The 23,779-nt window shown below is 43.0% G+C and carries 20 protein-coding genes; 16 read left to right on the forward strand and 4 right to left on the reverse strand.

All coding sequences use genetic code 11. From position 1 onward, the window contains the following. Positions 1-3: 3 nt before the first annotated feature. Positions 4-474, forward strand: coding sequence for a DinB family protein (locus MM817_RS06000; protein WP_241712562.1), 471 nt, complete (start codon positions 4-6; stop codon positions 472-474). Positions 475-640: 166 nt separating this feature from the next. Here MM817_RS06000 and MM817_RS06005 read toward each other — a convergent pair whose 3' ends face one another. After that, on the reverse strand, positions 641-862 hold the full coding sequence (locus MM817_RS06005; protein ID WP_241712564.1) for a hypothetical protein: 222 nt from the start codon (positions 860-862) through the stop codon (positions 641-643). Positions 863-1,157: 295 nt separating this feature from the next. Between MM817_RS06005 and MM817_RS06010 the strand changes: the two genes are divergently transcribed. The 3 genes from MM817_RS06010 to MM817_RS06020 are packed head-to-tail and all read left to right on the forward strand — an operon-like array spanning position 1,158 to position 6,566. Then, positions 1,158-3,551: a 3-hydroxyacyl-CoA dehydrogenase/enoyl-CoA hydratase family protein gene (locus MM817_RS06010; protein ID WP_336605152.1), complete on the forward strand. Its 2,394-nt coding sequence runs from the start codon at positions 1,158-1,160 to the stop codon at positions 3,549-3,551. A gap of 33 nt (positions 3,552-3,584) precedes the next feature. Further along, positions 3,585-4,763: an acetyl-CoA C-acyltransferase gene (locus MM817_RS06015; protein ID WP_241712566.1), complete on the forward strand. Its 1,179-nt coding sequence runs from the start codon at positions 3,585-3,587 to the stop codon at positions 4,761-4,763. 27 nt (positions 4,764-4,790) lie between these two features. Continuing rightward, on the forward strand, positions 4,791-6,566 hold the full coding sequence (locus MM817_RS06020) for an acyl-CoA dehydrogenase family protein (protein ID WP_241712568.1): 1,776 nt from the start codon (positions 4,791-4,793) through the stop codon (positions 6,564-6,566). Between the two features lie 98 nt (positions 6,567-6,664). On the opposite strand, the gene MM817_RS06025 is transcribed toward MM817_RS06020, so the two are convergent. Beyond that, positions 6,665-7,678: a 3D domain-containing protein gene (locus MM817_RS06025; RefSeq protein ID WP_241712570.1), complete on the reverse strand. Its 1,014-nt coding sequence runs from the start codon at positions 7,676-7,678 to the stop codon at positions 6,665-6,667. A gap of 199 nt (positions 7,679-7,877) precedes the next feature. On the opposite strand from MM817_RS06025, the gene MM817_RS06030 reads away from it, so the two are divergent. The 4 genes from MM817_RS06030 to MM817_RS06045 all read left to right on the forward strand — a co-directional run bounded on the left by MM817_RS06030 (position 7,878) and on the right by MM817_RS06045 (position 14,180). Next, a complete protein-coding gene (locus tag MM817_RS06030; protein WP_241712572.1) occupies positions 7,878-8,504 on the forward strand; it encodes a TetR/AcrR family transcriptional regulator in 627 nt (208 codons plus the stop codon). Between the two features lie 46 nt (positions 8,505-8,550). Beyond that, complete coding sequence (icmF, locus tag MM817_RS06035) at positions 8,551-11,826, forward strand: fused isobutyryl-CoA mutase/GTPase IcmF (protein WP_241712573.1); 3,276 nt, start codon at positions 8,551-8,553, stop codon at positions 11,824-11,826. A 67-nt stretch (positions 11,827-11,893) separates the two neighbouring features. Further along, complete coding sequence (locus MM817_RS06040) at positions 11,894-12,733, forward strand: undecaprenyl-diphosphate phosphatase (protein WP_241712575.1); 840 nt, start codon at positions 11,894-11,896, stop codon at positions 12,731-12,733. 151 nt (positions 12,734-12,884) lie between these two features. Further along, on the forward strand, positions 12,885-14,180 hold the full coding sequence (locus tag MM817_RS06045; RefSeq protein ID WP_241712577.1) for an MFS transporter: 1,296 nt from the start codon (positions 12,885-12,887) through the stop codon (positions 14,178-14,180). A gap of 59 nt (positions 14,181-14,239) precedes the next feature. Here the strand turns inward: MM817_RS06045 and MM817_RS06050 are convergent, their stop codons facing one another. Then, positions 14,240-14,476: an indolepyruvate ferredoxin oxidoreductase subunit alpha gene (locus tag MM817_RS06050; RefSeq protein WP_241712579.1), complete on the reverse strand. Its 237-nt coding sequence runs from the start codon at positions 14,474-14,476 to the stop codon at positions 14,240-14,242. Between the two features lie 255 nt (positions 14,477-14,731). Between MM817_RS06050 and MM817_RS06055 the strand changes: the two genes are divergently transcribed. The 5 genes from MM817_RS06055 (at position 14,732) to MM817_RS06075 (ending at position 19,948) form a co-directional block, all read left to right on the forward strand. Beyond that, positions 14,732-15,907, forward strand: coding sequence for an NAD(P)/FAD-dependent oxidoreductase (locus tag MM817_RS06055; RefSeq protein WP_241712701.1), 1,176 nt, complete (start codon positions 14,732-14,734; stop codon positions 15,905-15,907). A gap of 210 nt (positions 15,908-16,117) precedes the next feature. Beyond that, the gene (locus MM817_RS06060) at positions 16,118-16,279 is read left to right on the forward strand and encodes a hypothetical protein (RefSeq protein WP_241712580.1); all 162 of its coding nucleotides are present in this window, start codon (positions 16,118-16,120) and stop codon (positions 16,277-16,279) included. Between the two features lie 119 nt (positions 16,280-16,398). Beyond that, positions 16,399-17,724, forward strand: coding sequence for an EF-P 5-aminopentanol modification-associated protein YfmF (yfmF, locus tag MM817_RS17245; RefSeq protein ID WP_241712582.1), 1,326 nt, complete (start codon positions 16,399-16,401; stop codon positions 17,722-17,724). Further along, positions 17,705-18,997: an EF-P 5-aminopentanol modification-associated protein YfmH gene (gene yfmH, locus MM817_RS06070; RefSeq protein ID WP_241712584.1), complete on the forward strand. Its 1,293-nt coding sequence runs from the start codon at positions 17,705-17,707 to the stop codon at positions 18,995-18,997. The genes yfmF and yfmH overlap by 20 nt, the downstream gene beginning before the upstream one ends. A 15-nt stretch (positions 18,998-19,012) precedes the next feature. Then, positions 19,013-19,948, forward strand: a complete 936-nt coding sequence (locus MM817_RS06075) for an RluA family pseudouridine synthase (protein WP_241712586.1) — start codon at positions 19,013-19,015, stop codon at positions 19,946-19,948. A 17-nt stretch (positions 19,949-19,965) separates the two neighbouring features. Here MM817_RS06075 and MM817_RS06080 read toward each other — a convergent pair whose 3' ends face one another. Beyond that, complete coding sequence (locus MM817_RS06080) at positions 19,966-20,721, reverse strand: tRNA threonylcarbamoyladenosine dehydratase (protein WP_241712588.1); 756 nt, start codon at positions 20,719-20,721, stop codon at positions 19,966-19,968. A 126-nt stretch (positions 20,722-20,847) separates the two neighbouring features. Between MM817_RS06080 and MM817_RS06085 the strand changes: the two genes are divergently transcribed. From MM817_RS06085 to MM817_RS06095, 3 genes are read left to right on the forward strand one after another with little or no spacing between them, the layout of a single operon-like run. Then, the gene (locus MM817_RS06085; protein WP_241712590.1) at positions 20,848-21,621 is read left to right on the forward strand and encodes an SDR family NAD(P)-dependent oxidoreductase; all 774 of its coding nucleotides are present in this window, start codon (positions 20,848-20,850) and stop codon (positions 21,619-21,621) included. A gap of 4 nt (positions 21,622-21,625) precedes the next feature. Beyond that, complete coding sequence (locus MM817_RS06090; protein ID WP_241712592.1) at positions 21,626-22,987, forward strand: MurT ligase domain-containing protein; 1,362 nt, start codon at positions 21,626-21,628, stop codon at positions 22,985-22,987. After that, positions 22,984-23,757, forward strand: a complete 774-nt coding sequence (locus MM817_RS06095; RefSeq protein WP_241712594.1) for a type 1 glutamine amidotransferase — start codon at positions 22,984-22,986, stop codon at positions 23,755-23,757. The genes MM817_RS06090 and MM817_RS06095 overlap by 4 nt, the downstream gene beginning before the upstream one ends. The last annotated feature ends 22 nt before the right edge of the window (positions 23,758-23,779 follow it).

Raw genomic sequence — 23,779 nt, forward strand, 5'->3', positions numbered from 1 at the left:
AATATGAAAACTGTCGATTCACTGATGAAAGCGTGGTTGCGTCATCGAGATGCACTTGTTTCTCTTGTCGAGGCGACTCCTGAAGGTAGTCAAGATTATACTCCATGGGATGGCGCTTGGACGTATGCTCAACTGACATTACATATCGTTGGTGTAGGCGAGTGGTTTGTGAATGCTGTGGTTACAGGACAACTGGCAAAACCAACTCTGGCAGTGCAAGTCAATAGTATGGAGCAACTACGAGAAGTAGTGAGAGAAACCACGAAACGCACGATTGACATCTACAAGACAGTAACAGATGAACAACTAGCAGCAGAAGTGAACACAAGTAGTGCTTTTGAATATAATTTGTCAGGCTTGCAGATGATCGAAGCGATGCGCGAGCATGAAATTCATCATAAAGGGCAATTATTTGTCTACGCTCGTTTGTGTGGAGTAGTCAATCCACCGTTCTATGTGAGACGAAGTGAATAGGAAAGTGTCAAAGTTCATAGCTCTGCACTAACATGTTACAAAAAAAGCGGAGCAGAAGACAATTATCCACAACTTAGTAATGACTGTGACACAAAGTGATCCTGGTGCATACATAGCAAACTTTGCAAGCTATATGCATCAGGATCATTCTATTCATAAAAGCACATCATGAATGAGTGAATTCATCTTCTAGTGCTTCTTTCGATTCGAGTATACTGTGCTCTCTTCTGGTATTGGTGGACTGCAGGTTATTTCTTGTTAGATCTGACATCGCAACGGAAGCAAGTATTTCTTCCGTCTTTGCGATATTGTTCTCTGTATTAGCAATCACCTCTTTGATTTGATCAACATGTTGATTGCGGGCTTTTGATGGATTCGTTAGAATCACCATCCTTCCTCTGTATCTTCAGTACATAATGTTTGCATGAAAAAGGATAAGTATGCGTTTAGATATCACAGGAGCAAGTGTAATTTTATATGTTCAGGGTAACGTAAAAAAGATCAATTACTCTAAAGGAAGAGGCTAAACGAACGGAGGTAAAAATTATTCAGTGTAGAAAATCCATTGAAATCAGTGTAAGATAATCTTTAGAAAGAAAATTGACCAATCAGTCAAAAAAGGATGTTCAAAAGGCAAGTGGTTTGTTATCATAGAACCAGCAGGAGTTAGGAGGCTGAACTGAGTGAGCTCTATTCAACGTGCGGCAGTGTTAGGCTCAGGAGTCATGGGTGCTGCCATAGCAGCACATTTGGCTAATGTAGGTATTCCATCATTATTACTTGATATTGTTCCCAATAAGGTAACGCCTGATGAGGAGAAAAAGGGTCTGACCTTGGAGAGCAAGGCAGTCCGAAATCGGCTTGCTAACTTTGGAAAACTAGGATTGGCGAAAGCCAAACCCGCTCCACTTTATAGTACAAAAGATATGGATATGATTGAGACAGGCAATTTTGAGGATGACTTTCACAAAATTGCAGAATGCGATTGGATTATCGAAGTAGTAGTTGAACGGCTCGATATTAAACGGCAAGTATTGGCTAAAGTAGATGAGTTTCGTAAAAAAGGATCGATCGTCAGTTCGAACACTTCAGGTGTCTCCATTACTGCAATGGCTGAAGGACGTTCTGAGGATTTTCGGAGACATTTTTTAGGCACCCACTTTTTTAATCCCCCTCGCTACATGAAACTGTTAGAAATCATCCCTACACATGATACATCTACTGAAGTAATTCAAGACATGCGTGTATTTTGTGAGAATGTTCTTGGTAAGGGTGTCGTCATTGCAAGGGATACTCCTAATTTTATTGCCAATCGCATTGGAACATATGGACTTCTCGTAACGCTTGATGAACTGCAAAAAAGTCAATTTGGTGTGGATGAAGTGGATGTACTAACAGGTCCTGTATTAGGTAGACCCAAAAGCGCTACATTTCGCACACTAGACATTGTAGGGATAGACACATTTTTGCATGTTGCAGAAAACGTTTACGATCAATCGACGGATCCGGAAGAAAAAGCTATTTTTGCAGTGCCTTCTGTGATTCAGACGATGGTGGAAAAAGGTTGGATTGGTGAAAAAAATGGTCAGGGATTCTTTAAACGCGAAAAAACGGCTCAAGGTCGTGAGATTTTTGCGTTAGATTTGGAGACGATGACATATCGTCCGCGTAAAAAACTTTCATCTGCATCATATGAAGCTGCAAAAGCAGCTCCTACGCTTCAGAAGAAACTTCAAACGTTAGTATATGGCGAAGATGCTGCTGCAACATTCATTTGGGATGTCATGAAAAAAACGCTGATCTATAGTGCTGCGTTAGTGGGCGTGATTGCGGATGATATTGTTGCGATCGATAATGCTATGAAATGGGGCTTCAATTGGGATCTGGGACCTTTTGAATTGTGGGATGCCATAGGTGTTCGTCGCTCCGTTGAACGCATGAAGGCAGAAGGATTAAGCATTCCTGCATTTGTTGAGTCTTTATTGAGCCAGGGTGAATCCTTTTACGCACAGCAGGGACAGACTGTGCAAAGTTTTTTTATTGGTAGTGGATATAAAGAAGCAAAACATGATGAACGCAAGATTGATTTGGCTCTTTTAAAGGAAAATGGCCACTTGGTTATGGGAAACAAGAGTGCAAGTCTAGTGGATTTGGGAGATGGTGTAGCTTGCCTTGAACTGCATTCTCTCAAACAAGCTATTGGCCCAGATGTAGTATCGATGATGATGAAGGCTGCGCAAGAAGTAGAAAAGAATTTTGAGGCACTCGTTATCAGTAGTGAAGCAGCCAATTTCTCGGTTGGCGCTAATTTGATGATGATGTTAATGGAAGCGCAGGATGATAATTGGGATGAAATCGATCTGGTTATCCGCCAATTCCAAAATGCAAATATGCGTTTAAAATACCTAAAAAAACCAGTGGTGATTGCTCCCTATGGATTGACACTTGGCGGCGGTGCAGAGATTGCCATGGCAGGTACGCAATTGCAAATGGCAGCTGAGACCTACTGCGGATTAGTTGAAGTAGGTGTAGGTTTGCTACCAGGCGGCGGGGGCAATAAAGAGTTGCTGATGCGCTGGATGGAGCGTATGCCAAATGGAACCGATCTTTCTCCTATTCCACTCGTTCAAAAGGCATTTGAAGCGATTGCGATGGCAAAAGTATCGACTAGTGCCAAAGAAGCATCTGAACTTGGATTCTTGCGTTCTACCGATCGCATCACAGTGGCGCGCGATCAATTGCTTGCTCAAGCAAAATTGAGCAGTTTGGAATTGGCTCGGGATTTTGTTCCAAGGCGCCATACAGGAGTGCAAGTGGTCGGGGAAAATGGCGCAGCGTATCTGAAAATTGGCGTGTTTGGTATGAAGAAAAGTGGCTATATATCTGATCATGACGAAAAGATTGCACATCATGTGATCCGTGTATTAACTGGTGGGAAAGCACCCGGTGGCAGCGTTGTCAGCGAGCAATACCTACTAGATTTGGAACGTGAAGCGTTTTTATCCTTGTGTGGTGAACCAAAAACACAAGCTCGGATGCAGCACATGTTACAAAAGGGTAAACCATTACGCAATTAGTCCGATAAGCAAATAGAGCAAGGAGGGACACACATGAGAGAAGCAGTCATTGTCGCAGGTGGCAGAAGTGCCGTTGGCAAAGCTGGTAAAGGATCATTGCGACAGACCCGCCCAGATGATTTTGGGGCAGCAGTCTTACAAGCTGTGTTAGAGAGAGTTCCTAGTCTTGACCCAGCGTTGATCGAGGACGTTATTCTCGGTTGTGCAACACCAGAAGCAGAACAAGGAATGAATCTGGCACGCATCTTAGCAACGAGAGCAGGCCTCCCTACCTCTGTATCAGGTGTTACGATTAACAGATTTTGTAGTTCGGGATTACAAGCCATTGCAACGGCTGCACTGTCGATTCAAACGGGTATGAACGATGTGATGGTAGCAGGCGGTGTGGAGAGCATGAGCCGTTTACCAATGGGTGGATACAATATCTCTCCTAACCCATATTTGGCAGACCATTATCCGGAAATTTTTATGTCGATGGGTCATACGGCAGAAGAAGTTGCCATGCGCTACAATGTAAGCCGAGAAGATCAAGATGCCTTTGCGGTGCAGAGTCATCAACGGATGGCTGCTGCAATTGCAGAAGGAAAGTTTAAAAATGAAATTATTCCACTCGACGTCGTATTGAGAGATACGGATGCTGAAGGCCGAGTCATTGAGAGAAACTTTGTTTTTGATACGGATGAGGGCGTTCGCCCGGATACATCACTGGAAGGCTTAGCAAAATTAAAACCGGTATTTCGCGTCGGTGGTTCTGTAACGGCAGGCAATTCTTCACAAACTAGTGATGGTGCCGCGGCAGTTGTTATGATGTCAGCAGAAGAAGCTGCAAAACATGGATTACAACCGATTGGTGTATTTAGATCCTTTGCAGTAGCAGGAGTTGACCCAGATATCATGGGGATTGGTCCTATTGCAGCTGTGCCAAAAGCGCTACAAAAAGCAGGTCTACAGCTACAAGATATAGATCGGATTGAACTAAATGAAGCATTTGCTTCGCAATCGCTAGAAGTGATTCGCCGTTTAGGTATGGATCCGAGCATTGTTAACGTGAATGGCGGAGCCATTGCTATGGGACATCCGCTCGGCTGTACCGGCGCGCGCCAAACGGTAACTATTCTTGAGGAACTAAAGCGTTCTGGCGGACGGTATGGATTAGTAACTATGTGTATTGGTGGAGGCATGGGAGCTGCCGGTATTTTTGAACGTCTATAATACAAATGATTCAAGGAGGAATTGACGATGAGTCAAACAAGAGAATATGGTGCAGCATTCTTTGTAGCACCACAAAGTGCAGAACATGTTTTTACACCTGAAGATTTTACAGATGAACATAAAATGATTGCAAAAACAGCATCTGATTTTGTATTGGGGGATATTACTCCAGTATCTGAACAATTAGAGCATCAAGACTGGGATCTTACTGTCAAGTTATTGCATAAAGCTGGTGATTTGGGTTTACTCGCAGTGGATGTACCTGAAGCATATGATGGACTAGGTCTTGATAAGGTTACGTCTTCTTTGATTACAGAGTACATGACACGTGGAGGTTCTTTTGCATTATCCTATGGGGCGCATGTAGGAATTGGGTCATTACCAATCGTTTATTTTGGTAATGAGGAGCAAAAGAAAAAGTACCTTCCTGATTTGGCTTCTGGCCGTAAATTTGCTGCATATGCCCTCACAGAACCTGGGTCTGGATCAGATGCACTTGGTGCTCGTACAGTTGCCAAGTTATCTGCTGATGGGAAATATTATATTTTAAATGGCACGAAACAATATATTACAAACTCTGCGTTTGCAGACGTGTTTGTAGTGTACGCCAAAATCGACGGTGAGCATTTTTCAGCATTTATTGTAGAACGCAATTTCCAAGGTGTTTCAACAGGTCCTGAAGAGAAGAAAATGGGCATCAAAGCATCTTCAACTCGGCCATTAATTTTAGAGGATGTCCATGTGCCAGTGGAGAACCTACTTGGCGAAGCAGGTAAGGGTCATGTGATCGCGTTCAATATCTTAAATATTGGTCGCTACAAATTGGCCGTCGGATGTGTGGGTGGCATTAAAGTTGCCATGGAAACAGCTGTAAAGTATGCAAATACACGTGAACAATTCAAGCGTCCAATTGCTTCTTTTCCATTAATTCAGGGAAAAATAGCTGATATGGCGATGCGTGCATTTGTTACAGAAAGTATTGCTTACAGAACCACCGGAGCGATTGACGCGGCATTATCTGAAGTAGATTTAACAGGTCCAGATTCAGGGCGTATCGCAGCTAAAGCGATTGAAGAATTTGCGATTGAGTGTTCTATCAACAAAGTATTTGCTTCAGAATCACTTGATTTTACGGTGGATGAAGGGGTACAGATCCATGGTGGAGCAGGATTTATTCAAGATTATCCGATTGAACGGATGTATCGTGATTCACGGATTAATAGAATTTTTGAAGGAACCAATGAAATTAATCGGATGATCATCCCTGGTACATTGATGAAGAAGGCACTAAAGGGTGAAGTTGAACTGTTACAAGCTGCAAAAGGATTGCAGGAAGAATTGATGGGGATGATTGAACCTGCAGATGAGTCTGTGCCACTGGCTGTAGAGCGTCATGCTGTAGAGATGACCCGTAAAATCTTCTTGTTTGTTGGTGGCTTAGCCGTTCAAAAATACGGTAAAAAATTAGAAGTAGAACAAGAGATCTTAGCTAATTTAGCAGACATTTCTATCGCCTTATATGCAATGGAAACGGCTGTGTTGCGCGCTGATAAAACAGCTGCAAGCAAAAAAACAGCATCAGCTGACATTCAGGCAGACTACGTGCGTTTGTTTGTCGCAGAGACATTCCCTGAGGTAGAGCGGATTGCAAAAGATACCTTGGCAGCCATGCAAGAAAGCGATGAATTAAAGACGTCACTTTCTGTGTTTCGTAAATTGACTCGCATGACTCCGACCAATACGGTTGAATTAAAGCGCCGTATTGCAGCTCGGATCATTGAATCAGAGCAGTACTTAGCATAGTAGATTGATGACTCATATAAGTACAGAGCGAACATGCTCTGTACTTATATGAGTTTTTTAGTTGTGACTTGCTATGGATTGAGTGGATGGGTATTTCGTCATAAGGATTGTTTGGCTGTTTCTAATACAGGTTGCAGTACATCGCGGTCAAGCGTAATGACCCACACGTCTAGAATGTCATTTTGTGATGCTGATATAATTTGAGGCGTTGTGGCGCTTACTGATGACTTTGTCAAAGGTTTTTCTTTTATACTAAGCATCCCCTTTGGCATGAAAGAGAGCAGTTGCTTTTCTGCAAGAGGATTATTCGGAGTAGACAAAGCCAAGGTAGCAGGTTGTGGTAATACTGTATTAGGCGCAGAACTTACCTGTGAAGGTTGCGATAGAGTATTCTGCGTTGGCAATCCCTTAACCAATGGTGAGATTGCAGTTGAATTAGCTACTGTTAAGGCTGTTCCAACGACATTGGTATCTATGGTCTGTGCTAACATAGGCAGACCATTTTCGTAGGTCACATCTGAAGGTGGTAGCAAATAGACAACAACATCAGGTTTTACACCAAAGTTCATCGCGGTTTGCTGGTTGTTGTAAAAAACATCAATATGATCACCAATAATGGCACCGCCTGTGTCATCAGCAATGCGAACGCCGATACCAGGAATAAAAACTGCGGTTCCATACGGAATAACAGAAGGATCAACTGCTATGGATAACCCTTGTTCAGCAACTTGACCTGTCGATGTTATTCCATATCCAGGATCTCCAGGGACTTTGCCGGTGGATTGGTATCCATCTGTATATGCTGTTAACGTACAGACTAACGCTTGTGCATTAGGCGGTACATTGGGTTGTTGTGCAGGGATCAACAGATGTTCTCCGGTATAGATCAAATCCGGGTTACTCAATTGATTTAAGGTTTCAAGAACAGTTGGATTTGTGTTAAATGCTGCTGCAATCGAATCTAATGTATCCCCGGACTGCACCACGTACGTTGTTGTCGTAGTGGCAGTTTGAGTTGTATTGGTGTTGTTCTGTGTAAAAGAATCTGCGTATGCGGCTTTCCCCATGAATAATAGACCACTCAGTAAAACAAACACGGCTACACGCTTCAATATGAACTCACTCTCCCTAGCGAACGTACTAGCATTTTGCACCAGTTTTTAACTTACTAAACCTGTTTCATAAAAAAGTATGTTATTACAAGTCGATGGGTACTCTAGCGACATGTAAGAGGGTGTGGTATGATTAGTTTGACTGAGCGCTCGCTCGGAAACGAATGGTGTTCTAAACTTTGCAATGAGGAGCACAGATATGGCGATCACTCGAAACATCGCAACACCTGTAAAGGATCCTGAACTGGTACGATTGCGCCGGGAACAAATTGTTCAAGCAGCGACGAAACTCTTTTCACAAAAAGGGTATCATGGGACCACAACACGTGAAATTGCAAGGGAAAGTGGTTTGGGGACTGGAACGTTATATGAATATGTAAATTCAAAAGAAGACATCCTTTATTTGGTGTGTGATATGATTCATAGTCAAGTCGAGGAAAAACTTTTGCCTGTACTGATCTCTGATGCCAAAGTAAGTGAAATTTTACCGATGGTGTTAGCTAGTTTTTTCCGTGTGATTGATGAATTACAAGAGCTTGTTCTATTGATCTATCAAGAAACAAAATCATTGCCATCAGAATACATGCATTATGTTCTTAAAAGAGAAGAAGAAATCAGCAACTATTTTTCTAGTATATTACATTCAGGTATTGCGGATGGATCATTTTCGATTGCGGAAGATGTCGTATTATTGATGGCTCACAATATTACAGTATTAGGACAGATGTGGGCGTTTCGAAGATGGACATTGCATCGCAGTTACACACTGGAAGCGTTTACTGAAATTCAAACTTCTCTCCTTATGCGCGAGTTATGTGGCATATAGTCGTATGATTGGCTATGAGATCGAGAGGAAAAGGGAGCGACAGCAGATGGAAACAGAGGTATATCACCCTAAGCATCGAGTGCGGTTTGTTACAGCTTCTAGTTTATTTGATGGACATGATGCGTCGATCAACATCATGCGACGTTTATTGCAGGCGTGTGGAGTGGAGGTCATTCACTTAGGCCATAATCGCTCTGTGCGAGAAATTGTTGAATCAGCGATTCAAGAGGACGTGCAAGGGATTGCGATCAGTTCGTACCAGGGAGGACACGTCGAGTTTTTCAAGTATATGATTGACATGTTGAAGGAACAAGGGGCATCCCATATTCGTGTATTTGGCGGCGGCGGCGGAGTTATTGTTCCGCGTGAGATCGAGGAACTACACGCCTATGGTGTGACGCGTATCTATTCACCAGATGATGGTCGTGCACTTGGTCTTGTTGGCATGATCAACGACATGGTTCGGTTATCGGATGCATCTACGCCAAAAGATAAGGCAAAAGCATGGTTAGAAAAAAATGAAACTTTTGACGAAAGAAATGGGCAGCTTGTTGCACAGTTCATTAGTTTACTAGAAGAACGTGTGGATGTAGGCCAACCTGTGGAAGACATTCTGGTTCCATTGACAGAAGAGACTAAGAGAACTGGCAAACACACGGTGGTTGTTGGCATCACAGGGACAGGTGGAGCGGGAAAGAGTTCTCTAACGGATGAATTAGTACGCCGTTTTACTCGTGATTTTCCAGAGAAGAAGCTCGGTATCTTGTCTATTGACCCATCAAAACAAAAGACGGGCGGTGCACTACTTGGTGATCGCATTCGGATGAATGCCATCTATCAACCCCAAGTGTATATGCGGTCACTTGCGACACGTAATTCACGCTCAGAGCTTTCAGGTGTAATAGAAGAAGCGATAGCCGTTTTATGTGCTGCAAACTACGACCTTGTGCTTGTTGAGACAAGTGGTATTGGTCAAGGTGACGCTGAAATATCAAAAATCGTCGATGTGAGCATGTATGTGATGACAAGCGAATATGGCGCGCCTTCGCAATTAGAAAAAATTGATATGCTTGATTTTGCTGATCTTGTAGCGATCAATAAATTTGATCGCAAAGGATCATTGGACGCATTGGCTCATGTTCGAAAACAATTACAGCGTAACTTTGGCCGGTTTTCTGAACCTTTGGATCGCATGCCTGTCTACGGAACGATGGCTAGTCAATTTAATGATCGCGGAACGAATACATTTTACGACGCCTTGATAAAAACGATTGACGAGAAGTGTGGATGCAATTGGAGTGCACAGATCGATGAAGCGATCCATTCACCTGAACGATCGATCGTGATTCCTGGTGATCGTGCGCACTATTTGCTCGATGTGGTAACGACACTGAGTAAATATCGCACTCATGTGGAAGAACAGTCCCTCCTAGCAAGTAAATGGTATCAAATCGAAGGAACACTAGAAGCACTATCACAACGCGGTGTTTCTGAGGAAGTCATGGATGCTGTACGGCAGGCTCGTGACGATGTTAAGGATGGAATAGAACCATCATATGTGAAGATGATTGAGAGTTTTGGAGAATTGGTGGAGCGGTATCGCCAGCCTGAACTGATTACAAAAGTGCGTGACCGCGAATCCCGTTCACCATTATATATCACGTCGTTAAGTGGCCTCTCCATTCCGCGCGTTGCATTGCCACGTTTACGCGATTATGGCGATATGGTGCGCTATTTGCTGTTAGAGAATGTGCCGGGGTCCTTTCCTTATACGGCAGGTGTTTTTTCACTAAAGAGAACAGAGGAAGAACCAAAGCGCCAATTTGCAGGAGAAGGCACTCCAGAGCGCACGAATCGACGCTTTCATTATCTTTCAAAAGATGATGTGGCCAAACGCCTATCTACAGCATTTGATAGTGTCACATTGTATGGCGAAGACCCGGATTATCGACCCGATATTTATGGGAAGATTGGAGAAAGTGGCGTTTCCATCTGTACACTGCATGATATGGAGCAATTGTATGCTGGATTTGATCTTGTTCATCCGAGTACGTCTGTCTCGATGACGATTAATGGACCGGCTCCAATTATCTTAGCTATGTACTTAAACGCTGCGATCAATCAACAATGGCATAAACATGAGATAGAAAAAGGAGCGCCTCTTACTGCTGATGAAAAACTGTCGATAAAAAGTGTCACATTACAATCTGTACGCGGCACTGTACAGGCAGATATTTTAAAAGAAGATCAGGGTCAAAATACATGTATTTTTTCGACGGAGTTTGCTTTACGTATGATGGGAGATATTCAGCAGTATTTTATCGACGAAGGTGTGCGCAACTACTATTCAGTCTCTATTAGCGGTTATCATATTGCTGAAGCTGGTGCCAACCCCATCTCACAGTTAGCGTTCACACTGTCTAATGCGTTTACCTATGTGGAATATTACCTGAGTCGCGGGATGCATATCGATGATTTTGCACCTAATTTATCGTTCTTCTTTAGTAATGGAATGGACCCTGAATATACAGTCATGGGGCGTGTCGCACGTAGAATCTGGTCTGTAGCCATGAAGATGTTGTATAAAGGCAATGATCGCAGTCAAAAGTTGAAGTATCATATTCAAACATCTGGACGTTCTTTGCACGCGCAAGAAATTGATTTTAACGATATACGAACAACCCTACAAGCCTTGTTGGCTATTTATGATCATTGTAATTCCCTCCATACAAATGCGTATGATGAGGCGATCACGACGCCAACTGAGCACTCGGTAAGGCGAGCGATGGCTATTCAAATGATCATCAATCGCGAATTTGGTCTTACGAAAAACGAGAATCCAACACAAGGGGCATATCTGATTGAAGAACTCACTGATCTAGTGGAGCAGGCGGTTCTCGATGAATTTATGAGGATTCATGAACGCGGTGGTGTTCTCGGTGCGATGGAGACGCAATATCAGCGTGGTAAAATTCAAGAGGAATCCATGTACTATGAGACGCTGAAGCATTCTGGTGAATTGCCAATCATAGGGGTCAATACGTTCATTGATCCAACGACACTAGAAGCAGACTATCAAGTTCCAGAAATTGAATTAGCACGCGCTACAAGAGAAGAAAAAGAGCATCAAATCGAAACATTACGTGCATTTCAGAAACAACACCAAGAAGAAGCAAAGGGTGCTTTAGAGCGCTTAAAACGCGTAGCTGTTGAACATGGCAATATTTTTGCGGAATTAATGGAAACGGTAAAAGTTGCTAGTCTCGGGCAAATTACTGGGGCACTCTACGAAGTTGGAGGACAATATCGTCGCAATATGTAGGTTGTGAGTCTGTGTATGATACAATACGTAGCGATGAACATTATTTAAAGGAGGGAATTCGCTTCGTATGCATCTTATGCAAACTTTGATTTTTGCTTTGGTTCAAGGGATTACTGAACTATTTCCAATCAGTAGCGTTGGTCATGGCGTATTGATCCCTTATTTATTTCACTGGCCCAACATTCAATCAAGCCCTGCATTTTTGCCGTTTATTGTCATGTTGCACGTGGGAACTGCAGTTGCACTGTTCATTTATTTTTTAAAGGATTGGCTATTTTTCATTCGGTCGGTCTTTGCAAAAGGTAGTGCTGGCAAATTAAAAAGTACTCGCATAGCCCGTAAAGAATTCGTACTACTGATTGTTGCGACGATTCCTGCTGTCATTATCGGAGGACTTGGAGCTAAGAAAATTGCAGTTCTGTTTGCAACACCACAAGTGGCTATGGTTTTTCTATTCGTCAATGGACTTATTTTGATTTGGGCAGATCGTTTGTTGCGCAAGACTGGAACAAAAAATGCCAATCAATTGACGTTTGGACAGGCTATTGTCATCGGTGTATTGCAGTCTCTTGCGCTTATTCCTGGTTTTTCGCGATCAGCCATGACCATGGTTGGGGGACTGTTGTATGGTTTGCGTTATGAAGCAGCTGCGCGGTTTAGTTTTTTGTTAGCAACTCCTATTATTTTGGGTGCTGCTGTGAAGGAACTTCCAAAACTGCACCATGCTGCACCAAGTATGGTGCATATGGCATTGCTTGGTGGAGTAGTAGCAGGAATAGCAGCATATTTTAGTACCTGGTTCTTAATGCGTTATTTTAAAACTCACGAAGTAAAGGCATTGCGCCCCTTTGGTATATATTGCATTGTGGTTGGGCTAGGGACGTTGTTGTATAGTTTTATCGCGTAACACTCCAGACTACAACAGAAGTGTTGATTTCCCTATAGATGCGCTAGCTTATTGGATAAAATCCTGACAGCTACACACATTGATACTAAGGACAATGTGGATGCGGGTGTGGCAGTAGTAGACACGCCCGCATGTTGCTAGGGGGGATGATATGCAGAGCATTCTAAAACCAGATCAGGCCTCTAATAAAATGCGTTGGTTAGTGGTCATGGCTACTTTATTCATGGCGGGAACCGCATTATCTGGCACTTTCATCAACGTGTATATATGGAAAATAGATCGCACCTACGAGGCGATCACATGGTTTAATCTATTTACTTATGGGTGTTTACCTCTAGCATTTACAGCAAGCGGCTACTTAGCCACGTGGATCGGCGAAGCCTGGGTCATGCGTAGTGGTGTGATCGTCTTAGTACTATTTTTTTCACTCTTGCTATGGTTAGGTCCAAAGAGTATTCACTATGTGCAGTGGCTCGGCATGTTTTTTGGCATCGGCCAGGGAATGTACTGGTTCTCTTTTCATGTTTTATCTTTTGATTTCACAAATCCCGATAGTCGTGGGAAATTCAATGGGTTAACAGGATTATTTGCATCACTTGCAAGCATGACGGGGCCCTATATAGCTGGATATTTAATTGTTCATGTGCGACAAATTTCTGGGTATCACGCAGTATTTGCATTATCTTTTTTTCTTTTTGCGCTATTATTTTTCGCCACTTTTCGCCTTCCACTCATGGAACGTCCGCAGATACCCAAAATATCGAGAGCACTTCAGTTTGCTAAAGATCCAGATTGGCGCAGACTGGTCGCAGGATCCGTTGTATTTGGCATTCGTGAAGGACTTTTCTCATTTTTAATCGCATTATTAGTTTTTGACGCTGCCAAAAGTGAAGAGGGACTTGGGTTATATGGGTTATGGACAGGTCTGATATCGCTGGTCGCCTTTTTTCTCGCTACATTTATTGGGAAGCATAAAAAATGGCCGAAATGGAGCATGGGGATAGCAGCGGTTTTGCTAGGATGTACTCCTTTTGTGTTTATACAATCTGTATCAACGACGACTCTGTTAATCTTTGGTTTGATAACTGGCTTTGTATTGCCATTTTTTATCGTTCCGCTAGGGACGATGATTATGAATGAGATTGATGAGTCATTTGAATCGGCAAAATATCGTGCTGAACATCTTTCAGTCAGAGAAATGGCTCTAGGTTTGGGTCGGATCAGCGGCATTGGTTTTTTTCTTTGGATTGTCGTAAGACACCACAATCTGCATTATATTCCTCGGGTATTGATGGTTCTCGGATTTGCACAAGTAGTGGTATTTTTACTCACTTTCCAAGTTCGATTTACAGACCGCAAAAAAGCAGCGAATCAACGGAGAGTTCTTCAAGAGAATGGTAGGGGAGAGCGCTCATTAAAATATCCAAAAAGCCCTAAATACAGATGAACACTCAGCTGTTCACTGCAAATCAAGGGCTTTTTGGAATGGGGCTAGAAGTGTTGAGATTATTTTTTAAAAAAATCGCGATTCTTATCAAGGTATGATTTTTCTTCATCAGGAAGAAAATCTTCTTGGAAGATAGCGGCTACTGGGCAAACGGCTTCGCATGCTCCGCAGTCAATACATGCATCTGGATCAATATAATATTGGTCTTCGCCCTCATGAATCGCATCGACTGGACATGTTTCTACGCAGTCAGCCGCTTTTTCATCGATACAAGGCGATGCAATAACAAAAGTCATGGTAATCCTCTCCTCTTTATATTCCTATTCTGTCCTATCATATAATATGGCGTTAGATGATTTCAACTATGTATTGCTACAAACGAGAAATACTATTGTGACCAATAGATCATGGGTAAATGCTAGTTGACAACGTGCAGGTAGCTGATATGATGAAAGTAAAGTTGAATTTATAGTGTAGTTTGTGAAAAAATTCATAAGTTGATGATGTCATTTGTGAAATAATAAACGCACTACTAGGGAGCGAACGATTTGATGGAGAAACGTATTGTTATTTTAGGAGCTGGCTATGCTGGATTGGTCTGCGCATTGCAAACACGGAAGTATTTAAATTCTTCTGATGCGAGCATTACGATCGTGAATAAACATAATTATCATCAATTGATCACATTACTTCATGAGACGGCAGTGGGAGCAAGAAGTGATCGTTCATTGCGCATTCCACTGCAAAAAGTATTACATGATAAGAATGTTGAAATCAAAAAAGGAACAGTTGTAAAACTTGACCCGGATGCCAAGCAAGTCAAACTCGAAAATGATGAAACGCTGACCTATGATCTGCTTGTAGTTGCCTTAGGCAGTGAAACTGAATATTTCGGGATCCCTGGGTTAAAGGAACATGCATTTACATTAAAATCACTCAATCAAGCGCGTTTATTGCGTGCTCACATCGAATCGTGTTTTGCCCGATATCCTTTAGAGCACAAGCGTGAGTTGCTGCGGTTTGTCGTTGGTGGTGCTGGATTTAGCGGTATAGAATTAGTGGGTGAGTTTGCAGATGCATTACCGCGATTAGCTGCAGAAGCTGGTGTGCCGCTTGAACTAGTGGAAATATACAATGTAGAAGCCGCACCTGGGATATTGCCTGGATTTGACCCCGAATTAGTGAAAACAGCAGAAGAAAGTCTAAAAGCACGTGGTGTACGGTTTATGACAGGTGTACCGATTACACAAGTTGAGCCAGGACTTGTACACTTAAAATCAGGAGATACGATCGAGTCAGAAACAATTGTGTGGACAGGTGGCGTTCGTGGGAATCAAATCGTTGTTGACTCCGGTTTAGAAACGGATCCTCGTGGTCGGGCAAAGGTTGATGAACACTTACAATCAGTCAATCATGAAGATGTATATGTACTTGGCGATTGCGCACTCATCTTAAATGAACAGGGTAGGCCTTATCCACCAACTGCACAGTTAGCATGGCAGATGGGAGCTGCTTGTGGTAAGTTCCTCTATCATGACATTCGCGGGGGCTTAAAAGAAGATTTCAAACCCAATATTGCGGGTGCTATCGCTTCACTCGGAAGAAAAGAAGCGATCGGTAAAATTGGTAAATCATTTAAAACGACTGGAAAAATGGCTTACTTCTTTAAAGATGCGAGTAATTATCGTTATTTAAATAAAATTGGCTCCGTGTTTACAAATCGTTAACGATTATTTCAGAAAATTACTTGCGACATTCAATGTATTGGTCTAAACTAGTAGCAATGGTTTGTTTTTGTTTGGCATCTAAGAGACGCTAGCAGTTGGAATTGCATGTGACATACCTCATTGAAGGGATGGGTGTCCGTGTTTCAATGTCCGATCTGTGGTGAGCTGATGGAGGCCCTCACAAATTATCATTGTATGAGTCGCCATCACATGTCGCGCAAAGAACTTGTCGATCAACACGGAATGCCGCGGTATGTGTCGCCTGCAATGAAGAGAGAAGTACAGCAGTGGATTCGCTCTTCACAAGTGATCACCCGATTAGATTATGAGGTGGCTCAGGCAGCGGCGCGTAGCCAGATACGTAAAAGTTAAAAAGAGTTTTCAGAGCAGCCCTCGGGGGTTCCGGGGGCTTTTGGTATGCTTTACGGGTAGTTACGTATACTATCGCATATCTGTGTTTTGATACACAGTGATGGGGGGAATAGGCGTCAGTGAATTCAACTTGGATAACTGATCGGATTGGAAAGCAAGTGTATCTGCATATTTTAGCTACAGAAAAATACAAAATGGTATCTGTTTTTGCCCAACTTGAGAGTGAATTGTTGCGTGATCGGGCAACAAAACTTGCGCTACTCCCACAAGTGTTGATGAGAGGAACCAAACGCTATCCTGAGACAACTGCTTTGATTCGAGCATTTGATGATTTATATGGAGCGGCTATTGGGGCTCGGGTTAACAAGCATGGTGATAGACAAACCGTAGAGTTTACGATGCAGGTTCCGCATGAAGGGTACTTAACCTCTGCTGAGGGTCTATTTGCCTCTGCAATGCAATTGTTTGCAGAAGTAATTTTTGATCCTAAAACGGAGGATGGTGTTTTTGCAAAATCGGATGTGGATGCTGAAGTTGTATTACATGCACAACGTATCGAGAATTTGGTCAATGATAAGATTGCTTATGCGGGTGAACGATGTGTGCAGGAGATGTGTCAGGGAGAACCTTTTGGCATCGCGCGCTTAGGGTATGTCGAGGATCTACCTGCGGTGACACCTACTGCTCTATACACAACCTATCAAGAGTTACTGGAATCGTCTGCACTTCATATCTACATTGTTGGCCCTGTCGATGAGCAGATGGTAAAAGAAACGTGTAGTCGTGAGTTTGGACGCTTTATGAATGACCAATTTGCAGAGCATCTGATTACAACTGTGAGTTCTGCTGACTTGAGTCGTCAGATGAGCGATAAGACAGAGCGCGTGGTTATTGAAGAGATGGAAGTTAGTCAAGGGAAGTTAAATGTTGGCTTGCGTGCACAAAGTTCTTATGAAAAAGATGACTATCCAGCGCTTGTTGTTTACAATGGTATTCTAGGTGGTTTTCCACATTCTAAATTATTTATCAATGTGCGTGAAAAATCCAGTCTTGCCTACTATGCTTCTAGTCGGTTAGAAGGATTAAAAGGATTGTTATTTATTCAGTCTGGCATTCAAATGAGTAACTTTGAACGAGCGAAAGACATTATTAAACAGCAGTTAGAGGATATGCGTAAGGGACTCATCACAGATGACGAATTGAATTTTACCAAAAAAGGGTTAATTAATCAGTATTTGCAATCAGATGATCAACCTTTTACGGGTGCTGTATTGCAAATGTATAGCCGTTTTACAGGGCGAGAGCGATCCGTTACACAACTCATTGAGGATGTTCGCAAGGTGACCAAAGAGGATGTAGTTGCTGTGGCACAGGGCATAACATCAGAACTCGTCTATTTTTTGCGCGACAAGGAGGTGTCACAAGATGAAAGCCAAGACCTATGAGCGATTACATGAAACCGTGTATGAGGAGACACTTGCAAACGGGTTACAAGTCTTTATTCTCCCAAAACCAGGGTTTAAACAAACCTATGCCAACTTCACGACTCGCTATGGATCGATCGATAGCGAATTTACCGTTCCATCGCGCGGTGAGCGCATAAAAGTTCCTGATGGAATTGCCCACTTTTTAGAGCATAAAATGTTTGAAGAAGAAGAGGGAGACGTATTTGTTGAATTTGCAAAAACGGGTGCGTCGGCAAATGCATTTACGACTTTCGATACCACAACATATTTGTTTTCAAGTACTGCTGATGTCGAAGAAAACTTAACTACCTTACTTAACTTTGTTCAAAATCCTTATTTTACAGATGAAAATGTAGAAAAGGAGAAGGGGATTATTGGCCAGGAAATAAAGATGTATGAAGACAACCCCAATTGGCGTGTGTATTTTGGCTTATTGCAAGGTTTGTATGGTCAGTTCCCTGTAGCCATAGATATTGCAGGCACACAAGAATCAATCGCGAAGATTACAAAAGAAACGCTGTATGATTGTTATTATACATTTTATCACCCGTCCAACATGACGCTGTTTGTTGTAGGGGCTGTGGACCCAAAGGCTATTCTAGAGTTAGTTAAGGCTAATCAACTGGCTAAAGACTACCAGGCATTACCTCCTATTGAACGGTTTTATCCACCGCTACCTGATGGTATCTACCGAGCGGAAACAGAGTATGAGCTAGACATTAGTCAACCTCGCGTGTTATTTGGATATCGCGAAAAGAATATCGATGCAACACCGGCCGCTCGTCAAAAACGAGAAGCAGCAGTGGAAATATGGATGGATTGTCTTTTTGGTCGCAGTTCAAAACACTACCAGAAACTCATTGATGATGGGCTTACTGACCATGGATTTGGATCAGAATATGAGTTGACACACTTATATGGTCATTCAATTTTTGGAGGTAACTCTAAAAAACCCAAAGAACTCGTCGACACCGTACAAAAGTTGCTGCATACAATTGCAGATCGCGGGATTGATCCAGAGGATTTTGAACGCTCTAAGAAAAAGGCCATTGGTCGATTCATGGCATTGCTTGACTCTCCGCAGGGTATCGCAAATGTATTTACTTCGCAAAAATTGCGGGGGTTAGATGTCCTTACATCATTAGATGTCTTGCAAAGTCTAGACATTGAAGATGTCAATGAGGTATTAAAAGATCATGTGATGGGTAATGAAATGGCAGTTTCTATTGTATGGCCGCAACAGGCCAAGTAAAATCGGAGGTAACTTGTGATTCAATTTGAAATTTTACGTCAGGATAGCGGTAAAAAATTACATCGCTATGTGCGGCAGACACTTCCTGGTCTGCCGCTTAGCGGGATCTATAAGATGATCCGGGTAGGCCGCATTAAAATAAATGGTAAAAAAGGTAAAAATGATACAGTGCTCATGGCAGGAGATCAGCTTACGATCTATATAGCAGAAGAAGAGTATAGTCAATTGGCTAAAACAAAACCTAAATTTCAAGGTGTTCCAGGCGATCTGGACATAGTTTATGAAGACGAACAACTGCTGGTAGTCAATAAGCCAGTGGGGCTGCTAACACATCCGGATGAAACGGAACACAAAGATACACTCATTAACCGCGCGCTGGCTTATTTGTATAGGCAAGGGGAGATTAGTGATGGGCGATCTTTTTTACCTGCTACAGTGAATCGTTTAGATCGCAATACGTCTGGTATTGTATTGATTGGCAAAGACAGTGAAACGATACGTGAGCTGGCTAAAAATGTTCGGGAACATCTTGTTCATAAGCAGTATCTTGCGATCGTCTGGGGGAAATTATTTGGTGAAGGGGATATTGATGATCCGCTTACCCGGGATCACATGCAAAATATTACACGTATTGATCGGATGGAAAAAGAGAGTGCCAAATCAGCACTCACTCATTATCGGGCGTTAGGGACTGCAGCTGGGTTTACTTTGGTGCAAATTGACCTAATTAGTGGTCGCACACACCAAATTAGAGCTCATATGAAGGCATTGGGTCACCCATTACTCGGAGATGTGAAGTATGGTGGTAAAACGGCTTTTGAAGTTGAACATCATCTACTGCACGCGCACCTTGTTGAACTACCTGACGGGAGTAGATTTGTAGCACCGCCATCTCCTGTGTTTACATCAGTATTGCAATCGACAGGGTTGCGACGTTACATGCCAAGTTAATCGAGTGTTTCAGAAAGTTATTGTAGCTGTAAAAGATCGTTTACGACAATGCTAGCTAATAGTAGTCCTGCAACAGGTGGCACGTATGATAGACTAGCCGGTGGATGGGCTGCTTTACTTGTGAGTGGGTAGTCTATAGAATCAATATGTGGGACGAGCGTTTCTTTAATCTCCATGCGTGGCTGACGTGGTGTTTCTAGCGAACAGACGACTTTTAGCCCGCGTTCAATCCCTTTTTTGCGCAATTCGCGACGCATAATCCGAGCAATGGGATCAATCGAAGTTTCACTGATGTCCATGATGCGGAATTGTGAAGGGTCTATTTTATTGGCAGCACCCATACTTGAAGCAATCGGGATATGTAAAGACTTGCATGTCTCCACTAAGTGTATTTTTGCACTTAACGTATCGATGGCATCAGCCACATAATCAATCGGTGTAGAAAAGATATCATGTTCTGTATCTTTTAGAAAAAATACTTGCTTTGGTATGACTTCACAATCGGGATTGATATCTGCGATACGCTCAGTCATGACTTCCACCTTTGGTTTACCGATGGTACTTGTCAAGGCAGGAATCTGACGGTTAATATTTGTGATATCGACAATATCTTTATCAATAAGGATGAGTCGTCCGATGCCGGAGCGTGCCAGAGCTTCTGCAGTATATGATCCGACACCACCTAATCCAAACACGGCGACGGTGGCTTTTTGTAAGATGTGAAGGCCATCAGTGCCAATCACTAATTCTGTGCGTGAAAATCGATGTGCCAAAGTCAACTCTCTCCTTCAAATGGGTAAGGTACATATCTTTATATGTACTATATCAGTTTGTCCGCTTATGTGGGGAAGTAGTAGTTGTCTTTGTACAATGGGCACACGCAATATGAGGTGTTTAATGTGTCTCATTCATTATTTGACGTAAGTGACAAACGTGTTCTTGTAACTGGTGCTTCCAAAGGAATTGGCTATGCCTTAGCTAAAGGATTTGCAGCAGCTGGTGCGCAGGTGGTATTGGCATCACGCAATGAAGAGGATTTACGGCTTGCCGCACAGCAGATCACAGCACAAACGGGCAAGAGTGTCTTGATGGAACGTTTGGATGTACGCAGTCAAGATTCGATGGAAGATTGCGTGGATCGTGTCGTGCAGTCGCTAAACGGCATAGATATACTCATCAATAACGCAGGGTTAAATGTACGCGTTCCTGCGCTTGATGTAACAGAGCAAGACTGGGATACAGTCGTGGATACCGATCTTAAAGGCGCATTTTTTATGGCGCAAAAAGTGGGTCGTGTGATGGTTGCGAGTGGGCGTGGTAGCATTGTCAATATTTCATCTATTGGTGGGCATGTTGCCTTGCGTACAGGCGTTGCGTATGCAGCAGCTAAGGCCGGTGTGCTACATATGACGCGAGTTTTGGCAGTGGAGTGGGCAGCGAAAGGGGTTCGCGTGAATGCAATAGGCCCTTGGTACTTTCGCACGCCACTTACAGAAACATTACTCAATGATCCGGAGTATCTGCGCGAGATTGTGGTGAGAACGCCCATGGGACGTGTGGGAGAAGTAGAGGAGTTAGTTGGACCAGCTCTGTTTTTAGCATCTGATGCAGCAAGTTACGTGACTGGGCAGGCCTTGTTTGTGGACGGTGGCATGGGCGTGTATGGGTTTTAAGACGATGAATGGAATAAAACGCGTACGATCTCTTATCGCTTTATGGGTTGGACGTGGCGTACTTCGCACCCTGCAATTATCAGGGCGTCGAGGAACCAGCTTGCCTGGATTTATAGCCAATCGAATCAGCGTGGATCTGTTATTTGATTTGTTAGCACAGCTAGAAACGAGCGTTGTTGTTACCGGAACAAACGGTAAAACAACGACAAGTGCTTTGCTTTATAGTATGGTCTCATCTCAATCTACGCCCTGGATCACCAATAAGGATGGAGCCAATTTAGCGCAAGGTCTTTTAGCAGCACTCTTGCCTCACGCAACATTATTTGGGAAAATGCGTTTGCGAAAGGCGGTATTAGAGGTGGACGAAGCCACATTGCCGCGAATGACTGAACGCTTTCACCCCACGATGATCATTGTCACAAACGTATTTAGAGATCAATTGGATCGGTATGGAGAGGTTGACCATGCACTTGCGATGTTGCGGCGTGGGATTTCATATCCTGGGATACAACTCATTACCAATGCTGATGATCCTTTAGCCGCTTCATTGGGGATCAATAGAGAATTCACGTTATTTTATGGAATGGATGAATGTCCGACTGATCTTGAGATGCGCAACGAAGTAAGAGATGGCGCCTTTTGTCTGCTCTGTGGCAGTGAATTGCAATATACTCGCGTCATTTATGGACAATTTGGCTTTTATACTTGTCCAACTGGGGATTTTTCTCGGCCCCGACCTGATTATGCAGGGTTCTTACAAGCAGATTCTGTAGCGCTTACCGTGTTATCGCGAACACATGGGAAAGATGTCGAGCAGTTTTCTGTGCAGGCAACTGTGCTTGGCTTGTACAATTACTATAACTTATTAGCAGCTGTTGCTGCAGCTCGTACATTAGGTATTTCTCCTGCCTTGATTGCATCGGCCTTGATTGCATATGAGGCGCCTCTTGGTCGAATGCAGGTTTATCGCGGTCAAACAGAACGAATATTGGCGCTGATAAAAAATCCTACGGGTGCAAACAGTATTCTTCGTGCGATTGAATCTGACATGCGAACAAAGCGAATCTGTTTTGCGATCAATGATGCAGATGCAGATGGACGAGATGTTTCTTGGTTATGGGACATAGACGTTGAGAGTTTTCTTTTACACAGTGCGTGTGATCAATACTTTTGCGCGGGGCATCGCGCATTAGATATGGCATTGCGACTTGCCTATGCAGGCGTTCCAAGGGATCAGATTCACATACTACATTCGCTTGAAGAAGTTGTTTTTGCAACGCAAAGTGAAGATACCCCAGTATATGTGTTGTCAACGTATACTGCACTATATCCGCTTGGAACGTATTTGCGGGAGGTGAGCTCATGAGTGATCGGGTGATTCGCTTAGCGCATTTATTTCCGGAATTGTTAAACCTATATGCTGATCAAGGTAATATAGCAGTGTTAAAACACAGGGCTATGATGCGAGAGATCGATCTACAAGTAACCCCAGTGAAACTTGGGACAAAACTAATGCTTGAGTCGTATGATTTTTTGTTGCTCGGTGGTGGCTCTGATCGTGAACAAGCGATCGTTGGAAAAGAACTAGCGCCATATCGCGCTGAATTGCAACAAGCGATTGAAGAAAACATGCCGATTTTAGCTATATGTGGTGGCTATCAATTGCTAGGTCAATATTATGAATTAACGAGTGGGGAACGCATACCAGGGATGCATCTCGTAGATATGGTTACAAAGCCTGGTAAGGGCAGATTAATTGGCAATATCGCGATTGAGTGGATGGAGCAAAATGGCGTTTCCAAAGAGCAATCAATTGTTGGTTTTGAAAATCATGGAGGCAGAACGTACCATGACTATCAGCCACTAGGGAAAGTCTTATCAGGACATGGTAACAATGGTCAAGATCATCTGGAAGGGTTGCAATATAAAGCACTTCTTGGAACGTATATACACGGACCATTGTTACCTAAAAATCCGCACGTGGCAGATGCACTGTTATTACATGCACTAACATATCGCGGTTTATATGATGAACTAAATCCACTGGATGATCAACTGGAGTGGGAAGCGCACGAAAGTGTCTTAACAGATTTGCGAGTCACCTCCATGGCAAATCATATAAAGACGCGTGTATAGGTGTGAAAAGGAGAGTGACGTG

Source organism: Sulfoacidibacillus ferrooxidans, assembly GCF_022606465.1.
Classification (GTDB): Bacteria; Bacillota; Bacilli; order Alicyclobacillales; family SLC66; genus Sulfoacidibacillus; species Sulfoacidibacillus ferrooxidans.

Coding starts and splice junctions, on each gene's coding strand:
- MM817_RS06000 (WP_241712562.1), top strand. CDS start 4: ATGAAAACTGTCGATTCACTGATGAAAGCGTGGTTGCGTCATCGAGAT.
- MM817_RS06015 (WP_241712566.1), top strand. CDS start 3,585: ATGAGAGAAGCAGTCATTGTCGCAGGTGGCAGAAGTGCCGTTGGCAAA.
- MM817_RS06020 (WP_241712568.1), top strand. CDS start 4,791: ATGAGTCAAACAAGAGAATATGGTGCAGCATTCTTTGTAGCACCACAA.
- MM817_RS06030 (WP_241712572.1), top strand. CDS start 7,878: ATGGCGATCACTCGAAACATCGCAACACCTGTAAAGGATCCTGAACTG.
- icmF (WP_241712573.1), top strand. CDS start 8,551: ATGGAAACAGAGGTATATCACCCTAAGCATCGAGTGCGGTTTGTTACA.
- MM817_RS06040 (WP_241712575.1), top strand. CDS start 11,894: ATGCATCTTATGCAAACTTTGATTTTTGCTTTGGTTCAAGGGATTACT.
- MM817_RS06045 (WP_241712577.1), top strand. CDS start 12,885: ATGCAGAGCATTCTAAAACCAGATCAGGCCTCTAATAAAATGCGTTGG.
- MM817_RS06050 (WP_241712579.1), bottom strand. CDS start 14,476: ATGACTTTTGTTATTGCATCGCCTTGTATCGATGAAAAAGCGGCTGAC.
- MM817_RS06055 (WP_241712701.1), top strand. CDS start 14,732: ATGGAGAAACGTATTGTTATTTTAGGAGCTGGCTATGCTGGATTGGTC.
- MM817_RS06060 (WP_241712580.1), top strand. CDS start 16,118: ATGTCGCGCAAAGAACTTGTCGATCAACACGGAATGCCGCGGTATGTG.
- yfmH (WP_241712584.1), top strand. CDS start 17,705: ATGAAAGCCAAGACCTATGAGCGATTACATGAAACCGTGTATGAGGAG.
- MM817_RS06090 (WP_241712592.1), top strand. CDS start 21,626: ATGAATGGAATAAAACGCGTACGATCTCTTATCGCTTTATGGGTTGGA.
- MM817_RS06095 (WP_241712594.1), top strand. CDS start 22,984: ATGAGTGATCGGGTGATTCGCTTAGCGCATTTATTTCCGGAATTGTTA.